The organism is Nitratidesulfovibrio sp., assembly GCF_040373385.1.
Taxonomy (GTDB): Bacteria; Desulfobacterota; Desulfovibrionia; order Desulfovibrionales; family Desulfovibrionaceae; genus Cupidesulfovibrio.
In genome coordinates, this window is sequence record NZ_JBDXXH010000007.1 from 206,996 (window position 1) to 225,391 (window position 18,396).

Consider the following 18,396-nt stretch of genomic DNA (forward strand, 5'->3'; position numbering starts at 1 on the left):
AAATCCTGGGGAGGGCAAGCAGCCCGGCGCGCCCGCGCGGGCGGACCATGACGCGGCCTTGCCGCGAGGAGGTTGGATGCGTGACGACATGAGACCGACCACCGTTGCGCGGTGGCAACCACGGCCCGCGTGGGTGGCGGGGCTGATGCTGATGGCCTGGATGGCCGTATCGCCCGTGTCCCCGGCCCGGGCAGGCACGACCCTGCCGGTGCCCAAATCGGGGGCGGCCCTGGCGGCCCAGGTGGCCGACGGCAAACGACTGTTCGCGAAACACTGCGGCAGCTGCCACACCGTGGGGATGGCGGGCAACGACATCCTGCCCCTGACCGGGCATATATCCACGCTGGGCATGGAGGCATACATCGAAGGGCAGGGCAAGGTGCTCGAACACATGCCGCCCTTTGCCGGGACGCGGACCGAACGCGACGCCATCGCGGCCTATGTGGCCGTGGGGCTGCACGGCAAGAAGCCGGACCGCTTCGACGAGGTGCGCATCCGGCCCCTGCGGCACGAGGTGCCGCCCTTCGATCCGGCCTCGTCGGCCCACGTGCTGCTGGCGTGGAACACCCTGGGCATGAAGTGCATCACCGATTGTGACGTGGCCTATTCCAACCTGCCGCCCGGCAACGCGCTGGTGGCCATGCTCATCCGCAGGGGAAGCGGCGACGGCATGGGCGAGGGCAGGCCGCGCATCGTGTCCGAAGGGGTGCAGTTGGCCTACGCCGCCCCGCCGGACATGCGCCGTCCGTCCACCCAGGTGGAATACTGGAAGTACGCCAAATCCATTTCCGGCAAGGAACTGCCCCCGGACGTGTCGGTTACCGGCAAGGGCATGCTGGGCACCATGGACCTCAACCCCAAGACGGGCGCGCTGGAGGCCATCGGCATACCCCTTACCCCCTACACCGACACCGGTGGGCTGAACCCGTACCCGGTGTTCTCGGTGCTGGCGCGCGACGCGGCATCGGGCCGGGAACTGGCCCGCACCGGCGCCGTGCTGCCCAACGGCACGGAAATGAGCTGCTGGCGCTGCCATGGCGGCAGTTGGGGCAAGCTGGGGGTAACCGGCATTTCGCCCGTGACGGCCCGCTCCATCCTGGCCACCCACGACAAGCGCAACAAGACCGACCTGTTGGCCCGATCCGATGCGGGCGTGCCCGTGCTGTGCCAGTCGTGTCATCCCGACCCGCTGCTGAACGCCAAGGGTCGCGAAGGGGTGGTGAACCTGCCCGCCGCGCTGCACGGCTTTCATGCCAACTACCTGGCCGGGCGCGGGGCGGAGGTTTGCTCCTACTGTCATCCCGACAGTCCCATCGGCGTTACCCGTTGCCTGCGCGACAGCCATTCCGCCAAGGGCATGACCTGCGTGACCTGCCACGGCCATCTGGAGGACCACGCCGTATCGCTGCTGAAGCGCGAGGTGGAACTGGGCAAGCCCGCCGCGCCGGGGCTGCTGCGCAACCTGACGGTACAGGGATCGCAGGGAACGAAGGCGATCCTGCCGCGCACCCCGTGGATCCAGGAACCGGACTGCATGACCTGCCACAAGGACTACGCGCGGCCCACCATGCCGGTGAGCGCCTTCAACGTGTGGACCGAGGGCGGACCGGGGCTGTACCGCAACCGCATGGACGCCACCGGCAAGGTGCCGTGCATCGCCTGCCACGGCAGCCCCCACGCTACCTACCCCAGCCGCAGCGATTACGGAGCCGGGCGCGATTCCATCCAGCCCTTCCAGTACCAGAAGGTGGACGCGCCCATCGGCGCGCGCGGCAACTGCATTGTCTGCCACGGCCCCACGGCCCGGCTGGACGCGGCCATGTCGCCGCATCACCCCATGCGCTGATTCCCTGCTCCGGCGTACATGCGCCGGAGCGGAATCCGGCGCGGACGCAACGAAAGGGGCCGGTCCCATGGACCGGCCCCCCTTGCATCTGCATCCTGTCGCGCCGCGTGCAGGGCACGCCGTGCGATAGCTCTGCTACTTGCCCATTTGGCGGGTGGCGAATTCCAGCATCTTGCGCGCCTCGTCGAAGTCCGGCTTCAGTTGCAGCGCGGCCGAGGCGGCCTTGGCCACCTTGTCCCACTTGCGCCAGTCCACGTACAGGCGGCCGATGTTGAAGAACAGGTTGGGGTCGCGCCCGGTGTACTGGGCGGCCTTGAAATAGTACTTTTCCGCCACGTCGAACTTGCCCATCTTGCGCAGGGCCATGCCGATGCGGTTGTACAGGTGGACGGATTCCGGGCTTTGGTCCAGGGCCTGGGCCAGATAGTCGAAGGCTTCCTCGTACCGGCCCGCCTTCAGGAACCTTTCGCCGATGTCGCCCTTCAGCGCCGGATCGTCGCTGAATTCCACCACCAGTTGTCGGAACACGCCGTTGGCCGCATCGTAGTCCTTGTCGTCCAGCAGCTTCTGGCCGCGGTCCAGTTCGGCCAGCTTGCGGGCCTCCAGGGCCTTGATGTGCTCCTGCGCCTCGTTCACGGCGGCTTCGTTCACCGCCTTGACCAGCTCGCGCACGGTGTCCAGCACCTGGCGTTCGGCACCTGGCTTGTAGTCGATCTTGAGCGGAAAGACCTTGCGCAGTTCCGGGTCGTTGTCGAGATAGGAGGACGCATCGGCCAGCATGCGCTCGAATTCTTCGCGCTCGGCCTTCATCAGCGGGTTTTTCAGCACCAGCACCAGCGCTTCATGAAAGGACTGCGCGGCAGGCATGACCTTGCCCTGGCGCAGCAGGGTGCGCACCTGGGTAAGCAGTTGTCGTGCCTTGGTGAGATCGTTGGACATGCATCGCCCCCGGACTGGCGTGGCGCGGAAAGGGGCAGCGCCCCGTATGCAAAGGGGGGCGCGGCGTGCCTGTTCCGCGCCCCCTGCGTTACGTCATATTCACTCGCGGACGTGCTTTCCTAACGGCCCACGGCCTCTCGCACCATATTCCTGAAGCGGGCAAAGAAGTACCGGCTGTCGGTGGGGCCGGGGCTTGCCTCGGGGTGGTGCTGCACGGCCAGGATGGGCCTGGTCTTGTGGGCGAACCCTTCCAGCGTGCCGTCGTTCAGGTTCACATGGGTTATTTCTACGTCGGGTACGCTCTCTATGTCCACGCAGAACCCGTGATTTTGCGAAGAGATTTCGATGTGCCCGGTCACCAGGTCCTTGACCGGGTGGTTGCACCCGTGGTGGCCGAACTTCAGCTTGTGGGTGGTGCCGCCAAGGGCGTGGCCCAGCAACTGGTGGCCAAGGCAGATGCCCGCCACCGGCATGCGTTCGGTCATCACGCGGATTTCGCGCACTTCATCGGCAAGGGTGGCCGGGTCGCCGGGGCCGTTGGACAGGAACACCGCCTCGGCACCGCTGGCCGCCACCTGCACCGCCGTGAACGACGGCGGCACCACCAGCAGGTCGAAGCCCTGGTCGGTGAGCAGGCGCAGGATGTTCCACTTGATGCCGTAGTCGTACACCACCAGGCGCGGGCCGGGGCCGGGCCAGGCATAGGCGCCGTCGGCGGCCAGTTCCACCTGCTGCGGGCGGGTGCCGTCCCAGCGGTAGGGCACGGCGGGCGCCACCTTGGTGACCAGGTTCTGGCCTTCCATGGTGGGCAGGGCGCGCGCGCGGCGCACCAGTTCCTCGCGGTCGTCCGTCTCGGTGGAGATGATGCCGCGCATGGCGCCGTTGATGCGCAGGTGGCGGGTCAGGGCGCGGGTGTCGATGCCCTCGATGCCCATGACCCCGTGCTGCGCCAGATAGTCGGGCAGCGACATTTTGGCCCGCCAGTTGGAGGGCGTCTTGCAACATTCCTTGACGATGAAGGCTTCCACATGGACCTTGCCGGATTCCATGTCCTCGGCCGTCACGCCGTAGTTGCCGATGAGAGGGTAGGTCATGCAGACCATCTGCCCGGCGTACGAGGGGTCCGTCAGGACCTCCTGGTAGCCCGTCATCCCGGTATTGAAGATGACCTCGCCGCCCGATTCACCGCGACCGGTGAACGAGCGACCCTCAAGTACGAAGCCGTCTTCCAGGGCCAGGAAAGCTCTCATCCTTCGTTCTCCCCAAGCAGGTTGATGATGATGCCGATGTCTTCGGGCCGGTCCACCCCGTGGGTACGGTAGGTGGTGGTCACGACCCGGATGGGAATGCCGTTTTCGAGCAGTCGCAGCTGCTCCAGTTTCTCGCGCCGTTCAAGGGAAGAGGGCGCCAGTTGCGTGAAGGCGCGCAGCGCCTCCAGCCGGAAGGCGTACAGCCCGACATGGCCGAGGTAGGCCGGGCCGGGGCAGTCCCCGTGCGCGCCGTCGTCCCGTGCGAAGGGGATGGCCGCGCGCGAAAAGTACAGTGCGTCGCCGTTGGCCGCCGTGACCACCTTGACCCGGTCGGGGCTGGCGGCATCCGCCGCGTCGATGGTCATGGCCAGGGTTGTCACGCGCACCCGCGCGCCGTCTGCCCCGTTCGGCCCGCTCGGCCCGCCCGGCCCGCTCGTCCCGGCGGCAAACGGGGCCACCAGCTGGCTGAGCATGCGCGGATCCAGCGCGGGTTCGTCGCCCTGGATGTTCACCACCACCGCGTCATCGGATAATGTCGCGCCATCGGCCCCCCCTTCGCCACGGCCCAGCAGGCAGGCCGCCTCGTACACCCGGTCGGTACCGCTTTCATGGTCGGGCCGGGTCATGACGCAAGGCACGTCCAGCCGGTGCGCCGCTTCCGCGATGCGCTCGTCGTCCGTGGCCAGCACCACCTTGCAGAATTCCGGGCAGCGGGCCGCGCGCTGGTACACATGCCAGAACATGGGCATGCCCGCGATATCGGCCAGCGGCTTGCCGGGAAAACGGGACGAGGCGTAGCGTGCGGGAATGATGCCGTAGCAGGTGGGGAATGCCGTCATCTCGTCGGGTGGCCCTGTGGCCTGCGGTTGGGGTGCGGAGCCATTGGGGTAATGCTCCAGGCGCGAAACTTTCGGACAATAACTGAAAATATCAGGCCGGGAAAGCGTCTTGTTCGGGTTACTGCATCAGTCCGGAATGGCTGACGAAAATGTAAAACGCCCTGGGGCGGCGCACGGTGCGTCACCATCCGCCCCGGTCCCCTCCCGGCATGCGACGTCCCGTTGCCGCCTGTCGGCCATGGTCCGGCGGTTGACCGCTCTCCTCAGGTGTAGCATAACTCCGCTTCTCGCGCGGGCAAGACCCGCCCCCCTTTTTTGTCGCGCCGCCCCCGTTTCAGACCCGCCAGCGTCTCCCTTTCGGGCGGCCCCTTCACCGGACCGGCCGGTCGTTTTCGTTCAGGACATTTCCCGGCGTACCGGACAGAGCCGGGCGTCCCTGCCCCATCCCAGACCCATTCAAGGACCATTGCCGTGAGCAGCAGACTGGAACGCGAGGCCGCGCGCCGCCGCACCTTCGCCATCATCAGCCACCCCGACGCGGGCAAGACCACCCTGACCGAAAAGCTGTTGCTGTTCGGCGGGGCCATTCAGATGGCCGGTTCCGTCAAGGCCCGCAAGGCCTCCCGCCACGCCACCTCCGACTGGATGGCCATGGAGCGCGAGCGCGGCATTTCCGTCACCACCTCGGTCATGCAGTTTCCCTACCGCGACCGGGTGGTGAACCTGCTGGATACCCCCGGCCACCAGGACTTTTCGGAAGACACCTACCGCGTGCTCACCGCCGTGGATTCGGCGCTGGTGGTCATCGACGCCGCCAAGGGCGTGGAAGCCCAGACCCGCAAGCTGATGGATGTCTGCCGCATGCGCGCCACCCCGGTCATGACCTTCATCAACAAGATGGACCGCGAGGCGCTGCACCCGCTGGACGTCATGGCCGACATAGAGCAGCACCTCCAGATCGAGTGCGCCCCCATGACCTGGCCCATCGGCATGGGGTCCAGCTTCAAGGGCACCTACGATCTTCTGCACAAGCAGTTGCATCTCTTTTCCTCCACCCACGGGGGGCGCATCCAGTCGGGCATCGTGATCCGCGACGTGGACGACCCGCTGCTGGACGAGCACCTTGGCGACCAGGCCGAGCAATTGCGCATGGACCTTGCCCTGCTGGAAGAGGCGGGCACCCCCTTCGACGAGGCCCGCTACCTGAAGGGCGAGCTGACCCCGGTGTTCTTCGGCAGCGCCATCAACAACTTCGGCGTGCGCGAAATGCTGGACATGTTCGTGGAATTCGCCCCCGGCCCGCAGCCGCGCCCGTCCGCCACCCGCATGGTGGAGCCCGGCGAGGAGGCGTTCACCGGCGTGGTTTTCAAGATACAGGCCAACATGGACAAGGCCCACCGCGACCGCATGGCCTTCCTGCGCATCTGCTCCGGCACGTTCACGCGGGGCATGCGGCTGAAGCACCACCGCACCGGCAAGGACGTGACCGTGGCCAACGCCACCATCTTCATGGCGCAGGACCGCACCGGCGTTGAAGAGGCCTTTCCCGGCGACATCATCGGCATTCCCAACCACGGCACCATCAAGATCGGCGATACCTTCACCGAGTCGAAGGAAGTGCTGAAGTTCGTGGGCATTCCCAACTTTGCGCCGGAGCATTTCCGCCGGGTACGCCTGAAGAACCCGCTGAAGGCCAAGCAGTTGCAGAAGGGGCTGGAGCAACTGGCCGAGGAAGGCGCGGTGCAGCTGTTCCGCCCGCTGGTGAACAACGACTACATCCTGGGCGCGGTGGGCGTGTTGCAGTTTGACGTGATCGTGGCGCGGCTGGCCGACGAGTACGGCGTGGATGCCGTGTACGAGGGCGTGGGCACGCATACGGCGCGCTGGGTGTACTGCGAGGACAAGAAGATCTTCGCGGACTTCCAGGACTATCATCGCGGCGAGCTGGCCGTGGACGCGGAAGGTGCGCTGGCGTACCTGGCGCCCAATCCGTGGCGGCTGGAGTCGGCCACGGAGCGGTATCCGAAGGTTGAGTTTCGGACCACGCGCGAAATCAGCTAGAGGGTGTCGTCCTTTGCCCGCTGGCGGAGGGGTGGGAACAGCGCGGTGACGCTGCTGGCGGAATCCGCGCTCTGCGGTCGTCATCCGTAAGATTCGCGCAAGCGCTCATCCAACGGCTGTCGCCTTTCACTGCCGGGCTGCGTTGGCTTGGCATTTTTGATGCTCACATACAGGAGTATGCTCCGCTCAAAAATGTCAATCCGCCTTGCCCGGCAGCGAAATCCGTAATTCCTTGCATCGCCCCCGCACCAGCCCCCCGCAGCGGAAGCCCGCTGCGGGATATAAGGAAAAAGAACATAGCGGGATTGGCAGAAAGAGAAAGACCCACGATGTGTGAAATTCAAAGGCCCGGCATATGCCGGGCCTTCGTGCGTTGTGGGGAAAGTGCGGGAAAAGAAAAGGGGAAGGCGTGTGGGCCGTTGGCGGCTATGCCGCGCCCGTGCTGCCGCCCATGCCGTTGCCCGTGGCACCTCGCTTTTCGCGGTAGCGTGCCACCTGCCGTTCGATGGCCGCGAACAGGGCCTCACGGTTCACCGGCTTGGCCACGAAGTCGTCCATGCCCTCGGCCAGGAAGCGGTCGCGGTCGCCCTGCATGGCATGGGCGGTCAGCGCGATGACCGGCACGTCGGCCCAGGCCGCTCCCTGCGCCGCCGCCTCGCGGATGCGGCGGGTGGCCTCCAGCCCGCTGACCACGGGCATCTGCACGTCCATCAGCACCACGTCGAAGGGGACATGCCCTGCCTCTTCATGCGTTCCGTCGTCCGTCAGGGCGTCCGGCACAGCATGCGTCCCGTCGCCGGGTTTGCCGCCTCCGCCGCTTTCGCAATTCCTGCCGCCGGGGGCGCAGCCCTCGCGCAGGCGGTCCAGAGCCTCCTGTCCGTCAACGGCCAGGTGCACGTCGTAGCCGCGCTCATGCAGGAAGAAGGTCAAGAATTCGCGGTTCAGGTCATTGTCTTCCGCCAGCAGCACGCACAGGGCGCGGTCCGCTTGCTGCCTGCCATGGGCGTCGGCCCGTTGCGCCCCGGGCGACCCGCCAGCCGGACGGTCCGGCGTATCCCGGCTGGCCAGGCGCAGGTCGGTGGGGTCGGCGGCGCCGTGCGGAGCATCCTTGTCCATGGGCACGGTGAACCAGAACTGGCTGCCCTTGCCGGGCGTGCTGTCCACGCCGATGTCGCCGCCCTGCAAGCGCACGATGTGCCGCGAGATGGCAAGGCCGAGGCCGCTGCCGCTGTGCCGCCGGGTGTGCGACCCATCGGCCTGCGAGAAGCTTTCGAACAGCAGGGGCAGCTTGTCCGCCGTGATGCCGGGGCCGGTGTCCTGCACGGTGAAACGCAGGCAGCCGCCGGGCCGTGGGCACTCGGCGTTGCGGCGCACGTCCACGTGCACGCTGCCCGCGTCGGTGAATTTAACGGCGTTGCCCGCCAGGTTCACCAGCACCTGGCGCAGCCGCAGCGGGTCGCCCTGCAACCGGGCGGGGGCCCCGGCGTCGATGTGCACGGTAAGCGACAGTCCCTTGCGTTCCGCCTGCACGGCCAGCGGGGCCAGCGCGTCGTTGACGGCGGCGCGCAGGTCGTACTCCACCTGGTCCAGCCCCAGCCGCCCGGCCTCCATGCGCGAAAAGTCCAGCAGATCGTTGATCACGTGCAGCAACCCCTCGGACACGTTGCGGATCATGGAAAGGTAGCGGGCCTGTTCGTCGTCGTGGGCGGGGGGTGTTGCGTCGTGCAGGCGTGAAAGGGCCACGTCCACGATGCCCAGAATGCCCGAAAGCGGGGTGCGCATTTCGTGGCTGATGTTGGCCACGAACTGGCTCTTCAGCTCGTTGGCGCTTTCGGCTTCTTCCTTGGCCTTTTGCAGGGCCTGTTCCGCCTCGTGCAGGCGGCTGATGTCCTGGAAGGCGCCACGTGCCCGCACCGGCCTGCCGTCCGGCCCGCGCTGCACCACGGCCTTCATCTGCCCCATCATCCGCCGTCCCTTGGCCGTAAGCAGGGGGATGTTGTCCCAGAAGACGGATTCCGGCTCGTCGGCGGGTTCGGTGAGCATCCGTTCGAACTGGGTGACGTAGTCCGGCGCGTAGAGGTGGCAGCCCTCCAGCGGGCGGGGCAGCGGCGTGCCCGGCTCCACCTCGAGCAGGGCGTACAGCCCCGGCGACCAGTAGGTGGCCACGTCGTTGGCGATGTCGAAATCGAAACTGCCAAGCCCCGCGATAAGCTGGGCCTCCTGCAACCGGGCCTCGCTGTCGCGCAGGGCCTGTTCCGTCTCGTGCAGGCGGGTGATGTCCTGGAAGGTGCCGCGCATGCGTACGGGGGCGCCGTCCGGTCCGCGCTGCACCACGGCTTGCATGTGCGCCACGCCCTTCTTGCCGCTGGTCGTGACGTAGGGCACGGTTTCCGAATGGATGGTTTCCGGCGCGGGGTCGCGTGAGACTTGCAGTTCGTTGAACCAGTCGGCGCGTTCCGGCGAATGGACGGCGCTGCCCCGGGACGGCGGCGGTGGGGGCTGGGACGGGTCCAGTTCCAGCAGGGCGAACAGGCCGGGCGACCAGTAGTCGGCCCGGTCGTGCACCAGGTCCAGGTCAAAGCTGCCCATGCGGGCTATCTGCTGCGCTTCCTGCAACCGGGCCTCGCTGTCGCGCAGGGCCTGTTCCGCCTCGCGCAGGGCGGTAATGTCCTGGAAGGTGCCCCGGATGTGCTCGGGCAGGCCGTCCGCGCCGTGGCGGGCCATCAGGTGCAGGCGACCGAAGCCGCGCCGCCCGGTGGCGGAGACGTAGGGAAACGAGCGCAGCACCGTGGTTTCCGGCCTGTCCGACGGGGTGGCCAGAAACGCTTCGAACCACGGCGCGGTTTCCGGTGCGTGGCGGCGGAAGGCCTGACCCGGCACCAGCGGGCCGTCGTGCGGGTCCAGGTCCAGCAGCCGGAACAGCCCCGGCGACCAGAACGCCTCGCTGTCGCGCAGGTTGACGGAATAGCTGCCCATGCGGGCGATGAACTGGGCCTCGTTGAGCCGGGCTTCGCTGTCGCGCAGGGCCAGTTCCGCCTCGCGCAGGCTGGTGATGTCCAGGAAGGTGCCCTGGGCGTGCAGGGGCAGGCGGTCCGGCCCGCGCGTGACCCGGCAGCGGAATTGGCCCCAGCCCTGCCGCCCGCCCTGGGTGCGGTAGGGAAAGACGCGTTGCAGTTCGGTCACCGGCTCGTCAGAGATGATGGCCACGTGCTCGTGGTACCAGCCCAATTCTTCCGGTGCGTGGATGGCGAACACCTCCGCCGGTGGCGGGGGCGGCAGCGCGGGATCGTGGCCGAGCATCTCGTACAGTCCGGCGGACCACTCGAACGCCCCGGTGTCCATGTGCAGTTCGAAGCTGCCCATGCGGGCTATCTGCTGCGCTTCCTGCAGACGGGCCTCGCTGTGGCGCAGGGCCAGGCGGGCCGCCTCGCGCTGGGTGATGTCCTGCAACACGGCCATGCACCGGGCGGGCATGCCGGTTTCGGGGGCCTCGTGCAGGGGGCGCAGGCGCACCTCGTGGATGCGCTCGCCCACGGCCATGGTGAAGGTGGTCTCGGAACCCGCCAGGGCTGCCTGCAACTGTTCCTCGAAGGGCAGCGCCACCTGCGGGGGCAGCACGTCGGATGGGGTGGCCCCCTCCAGCCGCTGGCGGGGCACCAGCAACCCTGCCAGGCCCAGCCCATCGGCCAGCAGGCAACGCATGCCACCGTCAAAAAGCATGATGGCGCCATCGGGATAGTTTTCGGCCAGGGCGCGGTAGCGGGCTTCGCTGTGGCGCAGGGCGGTCTCTGCCTCCAGCCGCTGCCCGCGCTGGCGGCTGGCCGACCAGGCCAGCAGCGAGACGGCCATGCACAGGGCCAGGGACATGCCCACGTTGGCCACCGTCTGCCTGCGCCACCCGGACAGCACGAGGTGCAGCGGGGTGTGCATGGTCATGCGGAAGGGAAAGTCGCGCAGTTGGTGCACCGCCACCAGGGCCTCGTCCGTTTCGGCGATGCGCAGGCCGGGTACGCCGATCCCCTTGCCGGGAATGTCGGCGAGGGGGGCGCCGTCGAACGACGATGACGTTTCCGGGGGCAGGGCAGGGCGGGGCGCCGTTGCGGTCTGGCCGGGGCGGGAAGCGTCGGATGGCATGTCCGATGCGCCGTCCGGTACTGCGCCCGGTGCGCCTTCCGGCATGGTTTCCGGCCAGGCGCCGCTGGCTGCGGCCACCGATGCGCGCACGCAGGCCACCCCGGCACCGGGCGGCCACACCACCAGGGGCGAGGCATCCATGTCGAGCAGCACGGAGCATTCCGCGCCGTCCGGGTCGTAGTCCTGGTAGCGGTCGTGGAAGAACACCGGATTGACCAGGGCCACCAGCACCCCGGCAAGGCTGCCGTCCGGCCCGGAAACGCGGCGGCTCAGCAGCATCCGGGGGGGCGTGTTTCCGTGCGGGCTGGTGGGCGGCATGTGCAGCCGCATCAGGTGGAAATCGCGCAGCAGGTCGCGGTGGGCGGGCAGCGCCACATGGCGCAACTGGGATTCGGCCTCGGCGGGCAGCGGGCCGGTGGTGGTCATCACGCGCCCGTCCGGGGCGAGCAGGGCCAGTTCCAGCACGTGGGGGCGCAGCAGGTCCAGCCGCTGGCGCAGCATGGTGTCGAGCGCGCGGGGTGCGGGGTCGGGCACGCTGCCGGATATGTCGAAGGCCAGGGCGGCCAGCGCAAGGTCCATGGTCTGGAGCAGCGCGCTGACATGCTCGCCCATCAGGCGCAACTGGCCTTCCAGGCGCAGGCGGGCCATGTCCATGTGTCGTTCGCGTTCGCGCAGCACATGGGTGGCGCTGGTTGCCACCACCGCCGCCAGCACCACCAGCAGCACCCAGCCGAGCATGCTGTCGCCAAGGCGCGCCGGAGGGACGCGCGGGCGTTGGGGCGGCGGTGGCGCGGCGGGGTCAGCCATGGCTGCGTCCGGCGGGGGGGGGCGGGGGCGGTGAGGCGGGGGCGTCCTGTGCCGTGACGTCCTCTGCGACCTTTCCGGCGACCTGCCCGTCGGTTCTGTCAACGACGGAGGCGGCGTCGGGTCCGGCGTCGGGCAGGGGATTGGCGGGCGTTTCCACGGGCAGGGCCATCAGTGTCTCGGTGTCCTCGAACAGGCGTTCAAGGATGGAGTTGGAAACCAGCATGCCGCTGCGGGTAAGCCGCAGGTAGCCGTCGCGGATGCGCAGCAGCCCTTCGCGGTGCAGCAGGTGCACCAGCCGCTTGTGGTCGCGCAGAAAGTCGCGCCCGGTCAGCTCGCGGTAGGCCTTTACCCGCAGCCCGCGCGCCGTGCGCAGCCGCAGCATGATCAGTTCCAGCACCCGCGTCTGCGGGGTCAGCCGTTCGGCCTCGGTGCCCACGCGGCCCTCGTCCACCTGGCGGGTCCACGCGGCGTGGTCTTCCGGGTTGTTCCAGCGCAGCCCCCCCAGCGTGGACGCCGCCGACGGGCCAAGGCCAAGGTAGTCCTCGCCTTCCCAATAGCCCAGGTTGTGGCGGCACTGGAAGCCCATGCGGGCGAAATTGGAAATTTCGTAGTGGATGTAGCCTTCGGTTTCCAGCAGTTCCGCCCCGTCCATGAACATGGCGGCCTGGGCACGCTCCGGGGGCAGGTCCAGCCTGCCGGTGGCGCAGTCGTCCTCCAGCGGGGTGCCCGGCTCCAGGGTCAGCCCGTAGCAGGACAGGTGTTCCGGCCGCAGCCGCACCACCTCTTTCAGCTGCTTGGTCCATTGGCGCAGGGTCTGGCCCGGCAGGCCCCAGATCAGGTCCATGCCCACGTTCTGGAAGCCTGCCGCGCGCACGGCGCGGAACGCGTCCAGTGCCTCCCGCGCGCGGTGCGGCCTGCCCAGGGTGTGCAGCATGGCGTCGTCCAGGCACTGCACGCCCATGGACAGCCGGTTCACCCCCACCTTCAGCAGGGTGCGCAACTCCGATGGGCGGGTCAGCGATTCCGGGTTGCCCTCCATGCTGATTTCCGCGCCGGGCTGCACCGCGAAGGCCTTGCCCACCCGGTCCAGAATGGTGCCGATGGTGCGCGCGGGCAGCAGGCTGGGCGTGCCCCCGCCAAAGAATATCGAGGTCACCGGTACGTTGCCCATGCGGTCGCCCCACAGGGCCAGCTCGCGCAGCAGCGTTTCCACGTAGTCGCGCACGGCCGTTGCCGCCCCCATCTCCAGCGAGTGGAAGGCGCAGTACCGGCACTTGCGGCGGCAGAAGGGCACGTGGATGTACAGCAGCATGGTGGTGTGGCCGACTCCGTCCGGGAAGAGAACCGGGGAGGGGATACTTTGCGTTTTGCGGTCCTCAGCCGTAAGGCTCGCAAGCTCGCCTGACGTCTGAGGCAAGGTGCTCCCTCCCCGGACCCCGGCGTTGCTGTCGCTATCCGTAAGGTTCGCGCAAGCGCTCACCTGACGGCTACCGCTCCCCCCAAACGTTTTATTTGGGTGAATCGCCCCCCGAAATGGGGTCAAGGGGGCGCGGCCCCCTTGCGGGGTGCGGGGCGGAGCCCCGCTCTTCTTGCACGCCCGTAACCTTGGCGAAATCGCGGGCGAAGCGTTCGGCTTCGCTGTACAGGCAGCCGCAGTAGTTCTGGCGGTGGATGCCCCATTCCCTGGATGTGTCGATGCCTTCCTGCCAGCCGGTGCGAAAGTCGCGGTACAGGAAGGGGATGGCCCCGTCGTGGCTGTCGGCGGCGATGCCGTGGCCCACCTCGGCGATCATGTCGTGGCGCTGGCGGCGCGAGTAGAGCAGGCTGGTGGTGAAGGCGTCGTACCCGCCGCGTGCGGCGATGGCGTGGGTGCGTTCAAGGCGGGTGGCGTAGCACACCCGGCAGCGCACGCCGGGTTGTTCGCGCCAGGCCATCTGGCGCATCCAGGCGGCGGGGTCGTACTCGGCGTCGCGCCAGATGACGGGCAGGTCGAGCCGCCGCGAGACTTCAAGCATGGCCTCGCGGCGGCGCAGGTATTCCTGCACGGGGTGGATGTTGGGATTCAGGAACAGGGCCGTGACCTCGTGTCCCTCGTCGCGCAGCATCCGCACCGTGGCGATGGAGCACGGCCCGCAGCAGACGTGCAGCAGGACGCGCATGGCGTTACCGGGCGGGCCTGATGTCGAGATGCACGCCGAACTGGCGTTCCAGGTCGAGCAGGCGTTCGCGCTTGTGGTTCAGGAGGTGCATGGCAAGCTCTGCCCCGGTTTCGAAGGCGAAGGTGGGCGTGCCGTGCGGCAGTGCGCGCAACTGGCGGTGGATTTCGCGCAGGGCCTGCAACGACTGCCATTCCATGTTGCGGCGCAGGCCGGAACCCTTGCAGCAGGGGCAGGCTTCCATGGTGATGGACAGCGCGGACGAGCCGGTGCGCTGGCGCACCACCTGGAGCAGGCCAAAGCGGCTCATCTTGCCCACGTCGTGGCGGGCGCGGTCGTTCTTCATGGCGTTTCGCAGGATTTTTTCCACTTCGCGCCAGTGATTGCGGTCGCGCATTTCGATGAAGTCGATGACCACCTGGCCGCCGATGTCGCGCAGCTTCAGCTGCTGGGCGATGGTTTCGGCCGCCTCCATGTTGGTGCGCAGCGCCATGGATTCGAAATTGGTCTTGCCCGAGATCTTGCCCGAGTTGATGTCGATGGCCATCAGCGCCTCGGTCTGGTCGAACACCAGCCGACCGCCGGAAGGCAGGGTGACCTCGCGCGAGTATATCTGCTCCAGCTGGCGCTGGATGCCGAAGCGTTCCCACAGGGTGCGGGTCTGGTCCTTGTAGACCTTGACCAGGCTCCCCTTGCGCGGGAACAGCAGCGAGGAATATTCCTCGATGAGCGTGGCGGTGTGCTCGTCGTCCACCCACACCTCGGCCACGTCGTCGCTGAGGTAGTCGCGCACGGCGCGCGAGGCCAGGTCCGGTTCCTTGTAGATCAGGCAGGGGGCGGATTCCTCGGTGCCCTTCTTGCGGATGTCCTTCCACAGGCGCTTCAGGAATTGCAGGTCGCGCTGCAGGGTGGTCTTGCTGGTGCCCGCGCTGACCGTGCGCACGATGACGCCAAGGCCGGGGCCGGGGTTCAGCCCTTCCAGCATCTCGCGCAGGCGACCGCGTTCCTCGTCGTCCTCGACCTTGCGGGAGACGCCGATCTGCTCGCGACCGGGGGTGAGCACCAGGAAACGGCCCGGCATGGACAGGTAGGTGGTCAGGAAGGCGCCCTTGCTGCCCGTGGGTTCCTTGACCACCTGCACCAGCACTTCCTGCCCGGCCTTCAGCACCTTCTGCATCAGCGGGTACTTCTTGCCCTTGGTGGCGTCGTGCGGGGTGTTGTAATATTCGGGGTGCACCTCGTCGATCTGGAGAAAGCCGTTCTTGTCGGCCCCGTAGTTGACGAAGGCAGCCTGAAGGTTGGTATCGACGTTGTTGATGATGCCGCGGTAGATGTTGCCCTTGGTCTTGGCCTGGTGGACCATCTCCACGTAGTATTCCTTGACTTGGTTCTCTTTCGCGCCTTCCTCGGCAAGGGCGACTTCCACCTGCTCGCCGGGCAGCACGCTGATGAACATTCTCAGCTTGCTCTTTTTCGTTGTCATGCAGTCCTCTGCGGAAAAAAGTGTAAAATTTCAAAAAATTGTAACGCGTGCCGTGCCTGCGGCGCGCCCGAGCACACATGCGCGGGGTACGCAGCGCAACCGGGGCGGTGCGCGTAGCTTCCCGGAATCAGGCGCGCATCAGCGCGTTTCCTTCCGGGCGGGCGTTGTGGTGCCCGTGCACTTCCGGTGCGGCGGAATGCCGTTCTTCGCGGCATTCCCCTGCGGTGGCCCGTCTTGCGACACCCCCGGACAGGGTTCCCTGTGGCAGGGTTCCCTCCGATCAAGGTTCCCCGGGTTCGGGGAGGCCGTTGCGTCGCCGCGACAGCGGCCGCCTGACGCTACCCGTTGCGGGGTGCGCGCCCGGCGTGGAAAATTTCGCCATCCGTATCGCGCGGCAGGGCCGTTTCGGCCACGGGAGCGCATGCGCCCCGCGCCGTCAGCTCGTCCAGCGCCCTCCGCACCGCGTCCGGCGGGGCACCCAGTGCCCTTGCCAGTTGCGGCGCGGTCTGCGGCCTGCGCGTTATGGAGCGCAGTACCGCCTCTTGCAGATTCCCCGTGTCCGTGATGATGGGTACGGGGGTGTCTGCGTCCGTTGCAGCCGCCGCGCGGCAGGGGCCGTCATCCGGTACCGCCGCCGTGGGGTGGTGGCCAGCCGGTGTCGTTTGCGGGCATCCGGCTGCCGTGTTCAGTTCGTCGCTCCAGCGGGCCAGCACGTCCCTGCCCACGGGCAGGGCGCGCGGGCTTGCGCCCGGTCGCGACAGGGTGGTCACGTCCACCCGGTGGGGGGCCAGTTCGCGCACGTAATCACGCAACAGGGCGAGGTTTTCCGCCGTGTCGTTGATGCCGCGCGCAAGCAGCACCTCCAGGTAAATCCGTCCGCCGAACCCGCGTGCGAACCCCAGCAGGCCGTCGGCCACGCCGCGCGCGGTCACGCCCTTGCACGGGCGGTTCAGCGCGCGGAATTCCGATTCGACCAGCGAATCCAGCGAGGGCAGCACCACGTCTGCCCCGGCAAGGTCGGCGCGTACGTCGTCCCGGTGGAGCAGGGTGGAGTTGGTCAGCACCGCCACGGGCACACCGGGCAGGATGTCCCGGCAGCCCGCGATGATGCGGGCAAGGTCGCTGTTCAGGCAGGGTTCGCCCGAGCCGCCCAGCGTCACGTGGTCCACGAATGCGGAAGGGGTATCGCCGTCCGGCGTGGCACCGCGGGTTGCGGCCTCGGCATCGCGCCAGCGGGTCAGTTCGTCCAGCAGCACCGGGGCCGGGGCGTAGGGCGCCCGCTCGCAGGTGTGCACGTCGGTCGCGCCCACCTCGCAGTACAGACAGTCCATGGAGCACACCCGCCCGCCAAGCAGGTCGAGGCCGAGCGAACGACCAAGGCGGCCGGAGGCCACAGGGCCGAACACGTGGGCAAGGGGCATGCTGTCCAGAAAAACGTCCTTGTGCGAGAGGCGTGCGGGTGCCAGGTGCACGGCGCGGCATGGGCCGCACTTTTCACCGTGAGGTGCATCAAAACGGGTTTTCAGGAAAAAAGCAAGCGGGGGTGGGAAACCGGTGGGGTTCTCTGGCCGTTTCGCGAAGCCTTGGCGGATGATGCAGCGGCAGCGACGCGAACTAGCACGGGCGTCTCCGGGCGTCCATTGTAATGTTGCAGGCCCCGGCGGTGCCCGTAGTGCCGTGGTGCATCATGGGGGCCTGCCAAGGGTGGAGCCGGGTGCGCGTGCGAAGCCGCGCGCTGCCCCAACCGCTGTCCTGTGGCGCGCCAGCCCCGCCAATCCGGCCAATCCCGCCCATCCCGCCGCTTCTTGACACCGCCCCCCTGTCCCGGTAGGCCCTTCGTTCCATAGGGCCGGGACCGGGCCTGCCATTGGCGGCAGGCCCGGTCCCGGGCGTGCGCACGGCGCGCGCCGCCCGGCTTCGCGCGTGCGGGCCGGTTGCCGACAACCCTCAGGAGGAATTCCCATGCCCGCATACGGAGAACTGGTCATCCTGCAAAGCCCGCGCGGCAAGCGTTACCTGCGCCGCGTCGAAGAGGGCAACGACCTGCACTGCCAGGAAGGCGTGCTGCCCATGGCCGACCTGGCCGCCGCCGAATACGGCACTGAAGTGCGCACCAGGCAGGGCGTGCCCTTTCGGTTGCAGCGCCCCACCATCACCGACCTGGTCAAGGGCGTGAAGCGGCAGACCCAGATCATCTATCCCAAGGACATCGCGTACATCTGCATGCGCCTTGGCGTGGGGCCGGGCCGCACCATCATCGAGGCGGGCTCCGGCTCCGGCAGCCTGACCGTGGCGCTTTCGTGGTTCTCCGGCCCCACGGGCCGCGTCTGCACCTACGAGGCGCGCGAGGAATTCTACAAGCTGTGCCGCCGCAACCTCGAATGGGCGGGTGTGGGCCAGAACGTCACCCAGTTCAACCGCGACATCATTGACGGCTTCGAGCAGACCGACGCCGACGCCCTGTTTCTGGACGTGCGCACCCCGTGGGACTACCTGCACCACGTGGTCCGCGCCGTGAAGCCGGGCGCCGCCCTGGGCTTCCTCGTCCCCACCGTGGATCAGGTGTCCAAGCTGCTGCACGGCATGGAAACCGGCCCCTTCGACGACATCGAGGTCTGCGAAATCCTGATCCGCCGTTGGAAGCCCGTAGCCGACCGCCTGCGCCCCGAAGACCGCATGATCGCCCACACCGGGTTCCTCATCTTTGCCCGGCATCAGGAACGCTCCGAAGAATGGGACTCGTTCCGCACCCTGGGCACCCGCGAGCGCAAGCAGGAAGCCGCCCGCCAGGAACGCCTGGCCGCCGCGCGCGGCGCAGCGGATGCCGCTGATGCCCCTGCCGACGATGAGAGCTTTGAATAGTTGACTTTCGGGGGAAGGG

The 18,396-nt window shown here is 67.9% G+C and carries 11 protein-coding genes; 3 read left to right on the top strand and 8 right to left on the bottom strand.

The genetic code is table 11. From position 1 onward, the window contains the following. Positions 1-76 precede the first annotated feature (76 nt). Complete coding sequence (locus ABWO17_RS13115; RefSeq protein WP_353119234.1) at positions 77-1,846, top strand: c-type cytochrome; 1,770 nt, start codon at positions 77-79, stop codon at positions 1,844-1,846. Positions 1,847-1,981: 135 nt separating this feature from the next. Here ABWO17_RS13115 and ABWO17_RS13120 read toward each other — a convergent pair whose 3' ends face one another. From ABWO17_RS13120 to ABWO17_RS13130, 3 genes are all read right to left on the bottom strand, one after another. After that, positions 1,982-2,785, bottom strand: coding sequence for a tetratricopeptide repeat protein (locus tag ABWO17_RS13120; protein ID WP_353119236.1), 804 nt, complete (start codon positions 2,783-2,785; stop codon positions 1,982-1,984). Positions 2,786-2,904: 119 nt separating this feature from the next. Then, entirely contained in the window at positions 2,905-4,035 is a 1,131-nt protein-coding gene (carA, locus tag ABWO17_RS13125) for a glutamine-hydrolyzing carbamoyl-phosphate synthase small subunit (RefSeq protein ID WP_353119238.1), read from the bottom strand. Further along, complete coding sequence (locus ABWO17_RS13130) at positions 4,032-4,874, bottom strand: 3-deoxy-manno-octulosonate cytidylyltransferase (RefSeq protein ID WP_353119240.1); 843 nt, start codon at positions 4,872-4,874, stop codon at positions 4,032-4,034. The genes carA and ABWO17_RS13130 overlap by 4 nt, the downstream gene beginning before the upstream one ends. Before the next feature lie 471 nt (positions 4,875-5,345). Here ABWO17_RS13130 and ABWO17_RS13135 point away from each other — a divergent pair, with 471 nt between their 5' ends. Beyond that, complete coding sequence (locus ABWO17_RS13135) at positions 5,346-6,935, top strand: peptide chain release factor 3 (RefSeq protein WP_353119241.1); 1,590 nt, start codon at positions 5,346-5,348, stop codon at positions 6,933-6,935. A 426-nt stretch (positions 6,936-7,361) separates the two neighbouring features. On the opposite strand, the gene ABWO17_RS13140 is transcribed toward ABWO17_RS13135, so the two are convergent. The 5 genes from ABWO17_RS13140 to ABWO17_RS13160 form a co-directional block, all read right to left on the bottom strand. Then, positions 7,362-11,876: an ATP-binding protein gene (locus ABWO17_RS13140; RefSeq protein WP_353119243.1), complete on the bottom strand. Its 4,515-nt coding sequence runs from the start codon at positions 11,874-11,876 to the stop codon at positions 7,362-7,364. Continuing rightward, complete coding sequence (gene hemW / locus ABWO17_RS13145) at positions 11,869-13,188, bottom strand: radical SAM family heme chaperone HemW (protein WP_353119245.1); 1,320 nt, start codon at positions 13,186-13,188, stop codon at positions 11,869-11,871. Before hemW ends, ABWO17_RS13140 begins: the two co-directional genes overlap by 8 nt. 196 nt (positions 13,189-13,384) lie before the next feature. After that, a complete protein-coding gene (locus ABWO17_RS13150) occupies positions 13,385-14,035 on the bottom strand; it encodes an epoxyqueuosine reductase QueH (RefSeq protein ID WP_353119247.1) in 651 nt (216 codons plus the stop codon). A 4-nt stretch (positions 14,036-14,039) separates the two neighbouring features. Beyond that, entirely contained in the window at positions 14,040-15,515 is a 1,476-nt protein-coding gene (locus ABWO17_RS13155; protein WP_353119249.1) for an Rne/Rng family ribonuclease, read from the bottom strand. Between the two features lie 338 nt (positions 15,516-15,853). Then, a complete protein-coding gene (locus tag ABWO17_RS13160; protein ID WP_353119251.1) occupies positions 15,854-16,936 on the bottom strand; it encodes a radical SAM protein in 1,083 nt (360 codons plus the stop codon). A 541-nt stretch (positions 16,937-17,477) separates the two neighbouring features. Between ABWO17_RS13160 and ABWO17_RS13165 the strand changes: the two genes are divergently transcribed. Next, positions 17,478-18,377 carry a tRNA (adenine-N1)-methyltransferase gene (locus tag ABWO17_RS13165; protein WP_353119253.1) on the top strand — a complete coding sequence of 300 codons (900 nt, stop codon included), beginning with the start codon at positions 17,478-17,480 and terminating at the stop codon, positions 18,375-18,377. Positions 18,378-18,396: the final 19 nt, after the last annotated feature.

Excerpts from the sequence above, each read along its gene's own strand:
- ABWO17_RS13155 (WP_353119249.1), bottom strand. The coding sequence starts at position 15,515 with ATGACAACGAAAAAGAGCAAGCTGAGAATGTTCATCAGCGTGCTGCCC.
- ABWO17_RS13120 (WP_353119236.1), bottom strand. The coding sequence starts at position 2,785 with ATGTCCAACGATCTCACCAAGGCACGACAACTGCTTACCCAGGTGCGC.
- ABWO17_RS13115 (WP_353119234.1), top strand. The coding sequence starts at position 77 with ATGCGTGACGACATGAGACCGACCACCGTTGCGCGGTGGCAACCACGG.
- ABWO17_RS13165 (WP_353119253.1), top strand. The coding sequence starts at position 17,478 with ATGCCCGCATACGGAGAACTGGTCATCCTGCAAAGCCCGCGCGGCAAG.
- ABWO17_RS13130 (WP_353119240.1), bottom strand. The coding sequence starts at position 4,874 with ATGACGGCATTCCCCACCTGCTACGGCATCATTCCCGCACGCTACGCC.
- ABWO17_RS13140 (WP_353119243.1), bottom strand. The coding sequence starts at position 11,876 with ATGGCTGACCCCGCCGCGCCACCGCCGCCCCAACGCCCGCGCGTCCCT.
- ABWO17_RS13150 (WP_353119247.1), bottom strand. The coding sequence starts at position 14,035 with ATGCGCGTCCTGCTGCACGTCTGCTGCGGGCCGTGCTCCATCGCCACG.
- hemW (WP_353119245.1), bottom strand. The coding sequence starts at position 13,188 with ATGCTGCTGTACATCCACGTGCCCTTCTGCCGCCGCAAGTGCCGGTAC.
- ABWO17_RS13160 (WP_353119251.1), bottom strand. The coding sequence starts at position 16,936 with ATGCCCCTTGCCCACGTGTTCGGCCCTGTGGCCTCCGGCCGCCTTGGT.
- carA (WP_353119238.1), bottom strand. The coding sequence starts at position 4,035 with ATGAGAGCTTTCCTGGCCCTGGAAGACGGCTTCGTACTTGAGGGTCGC.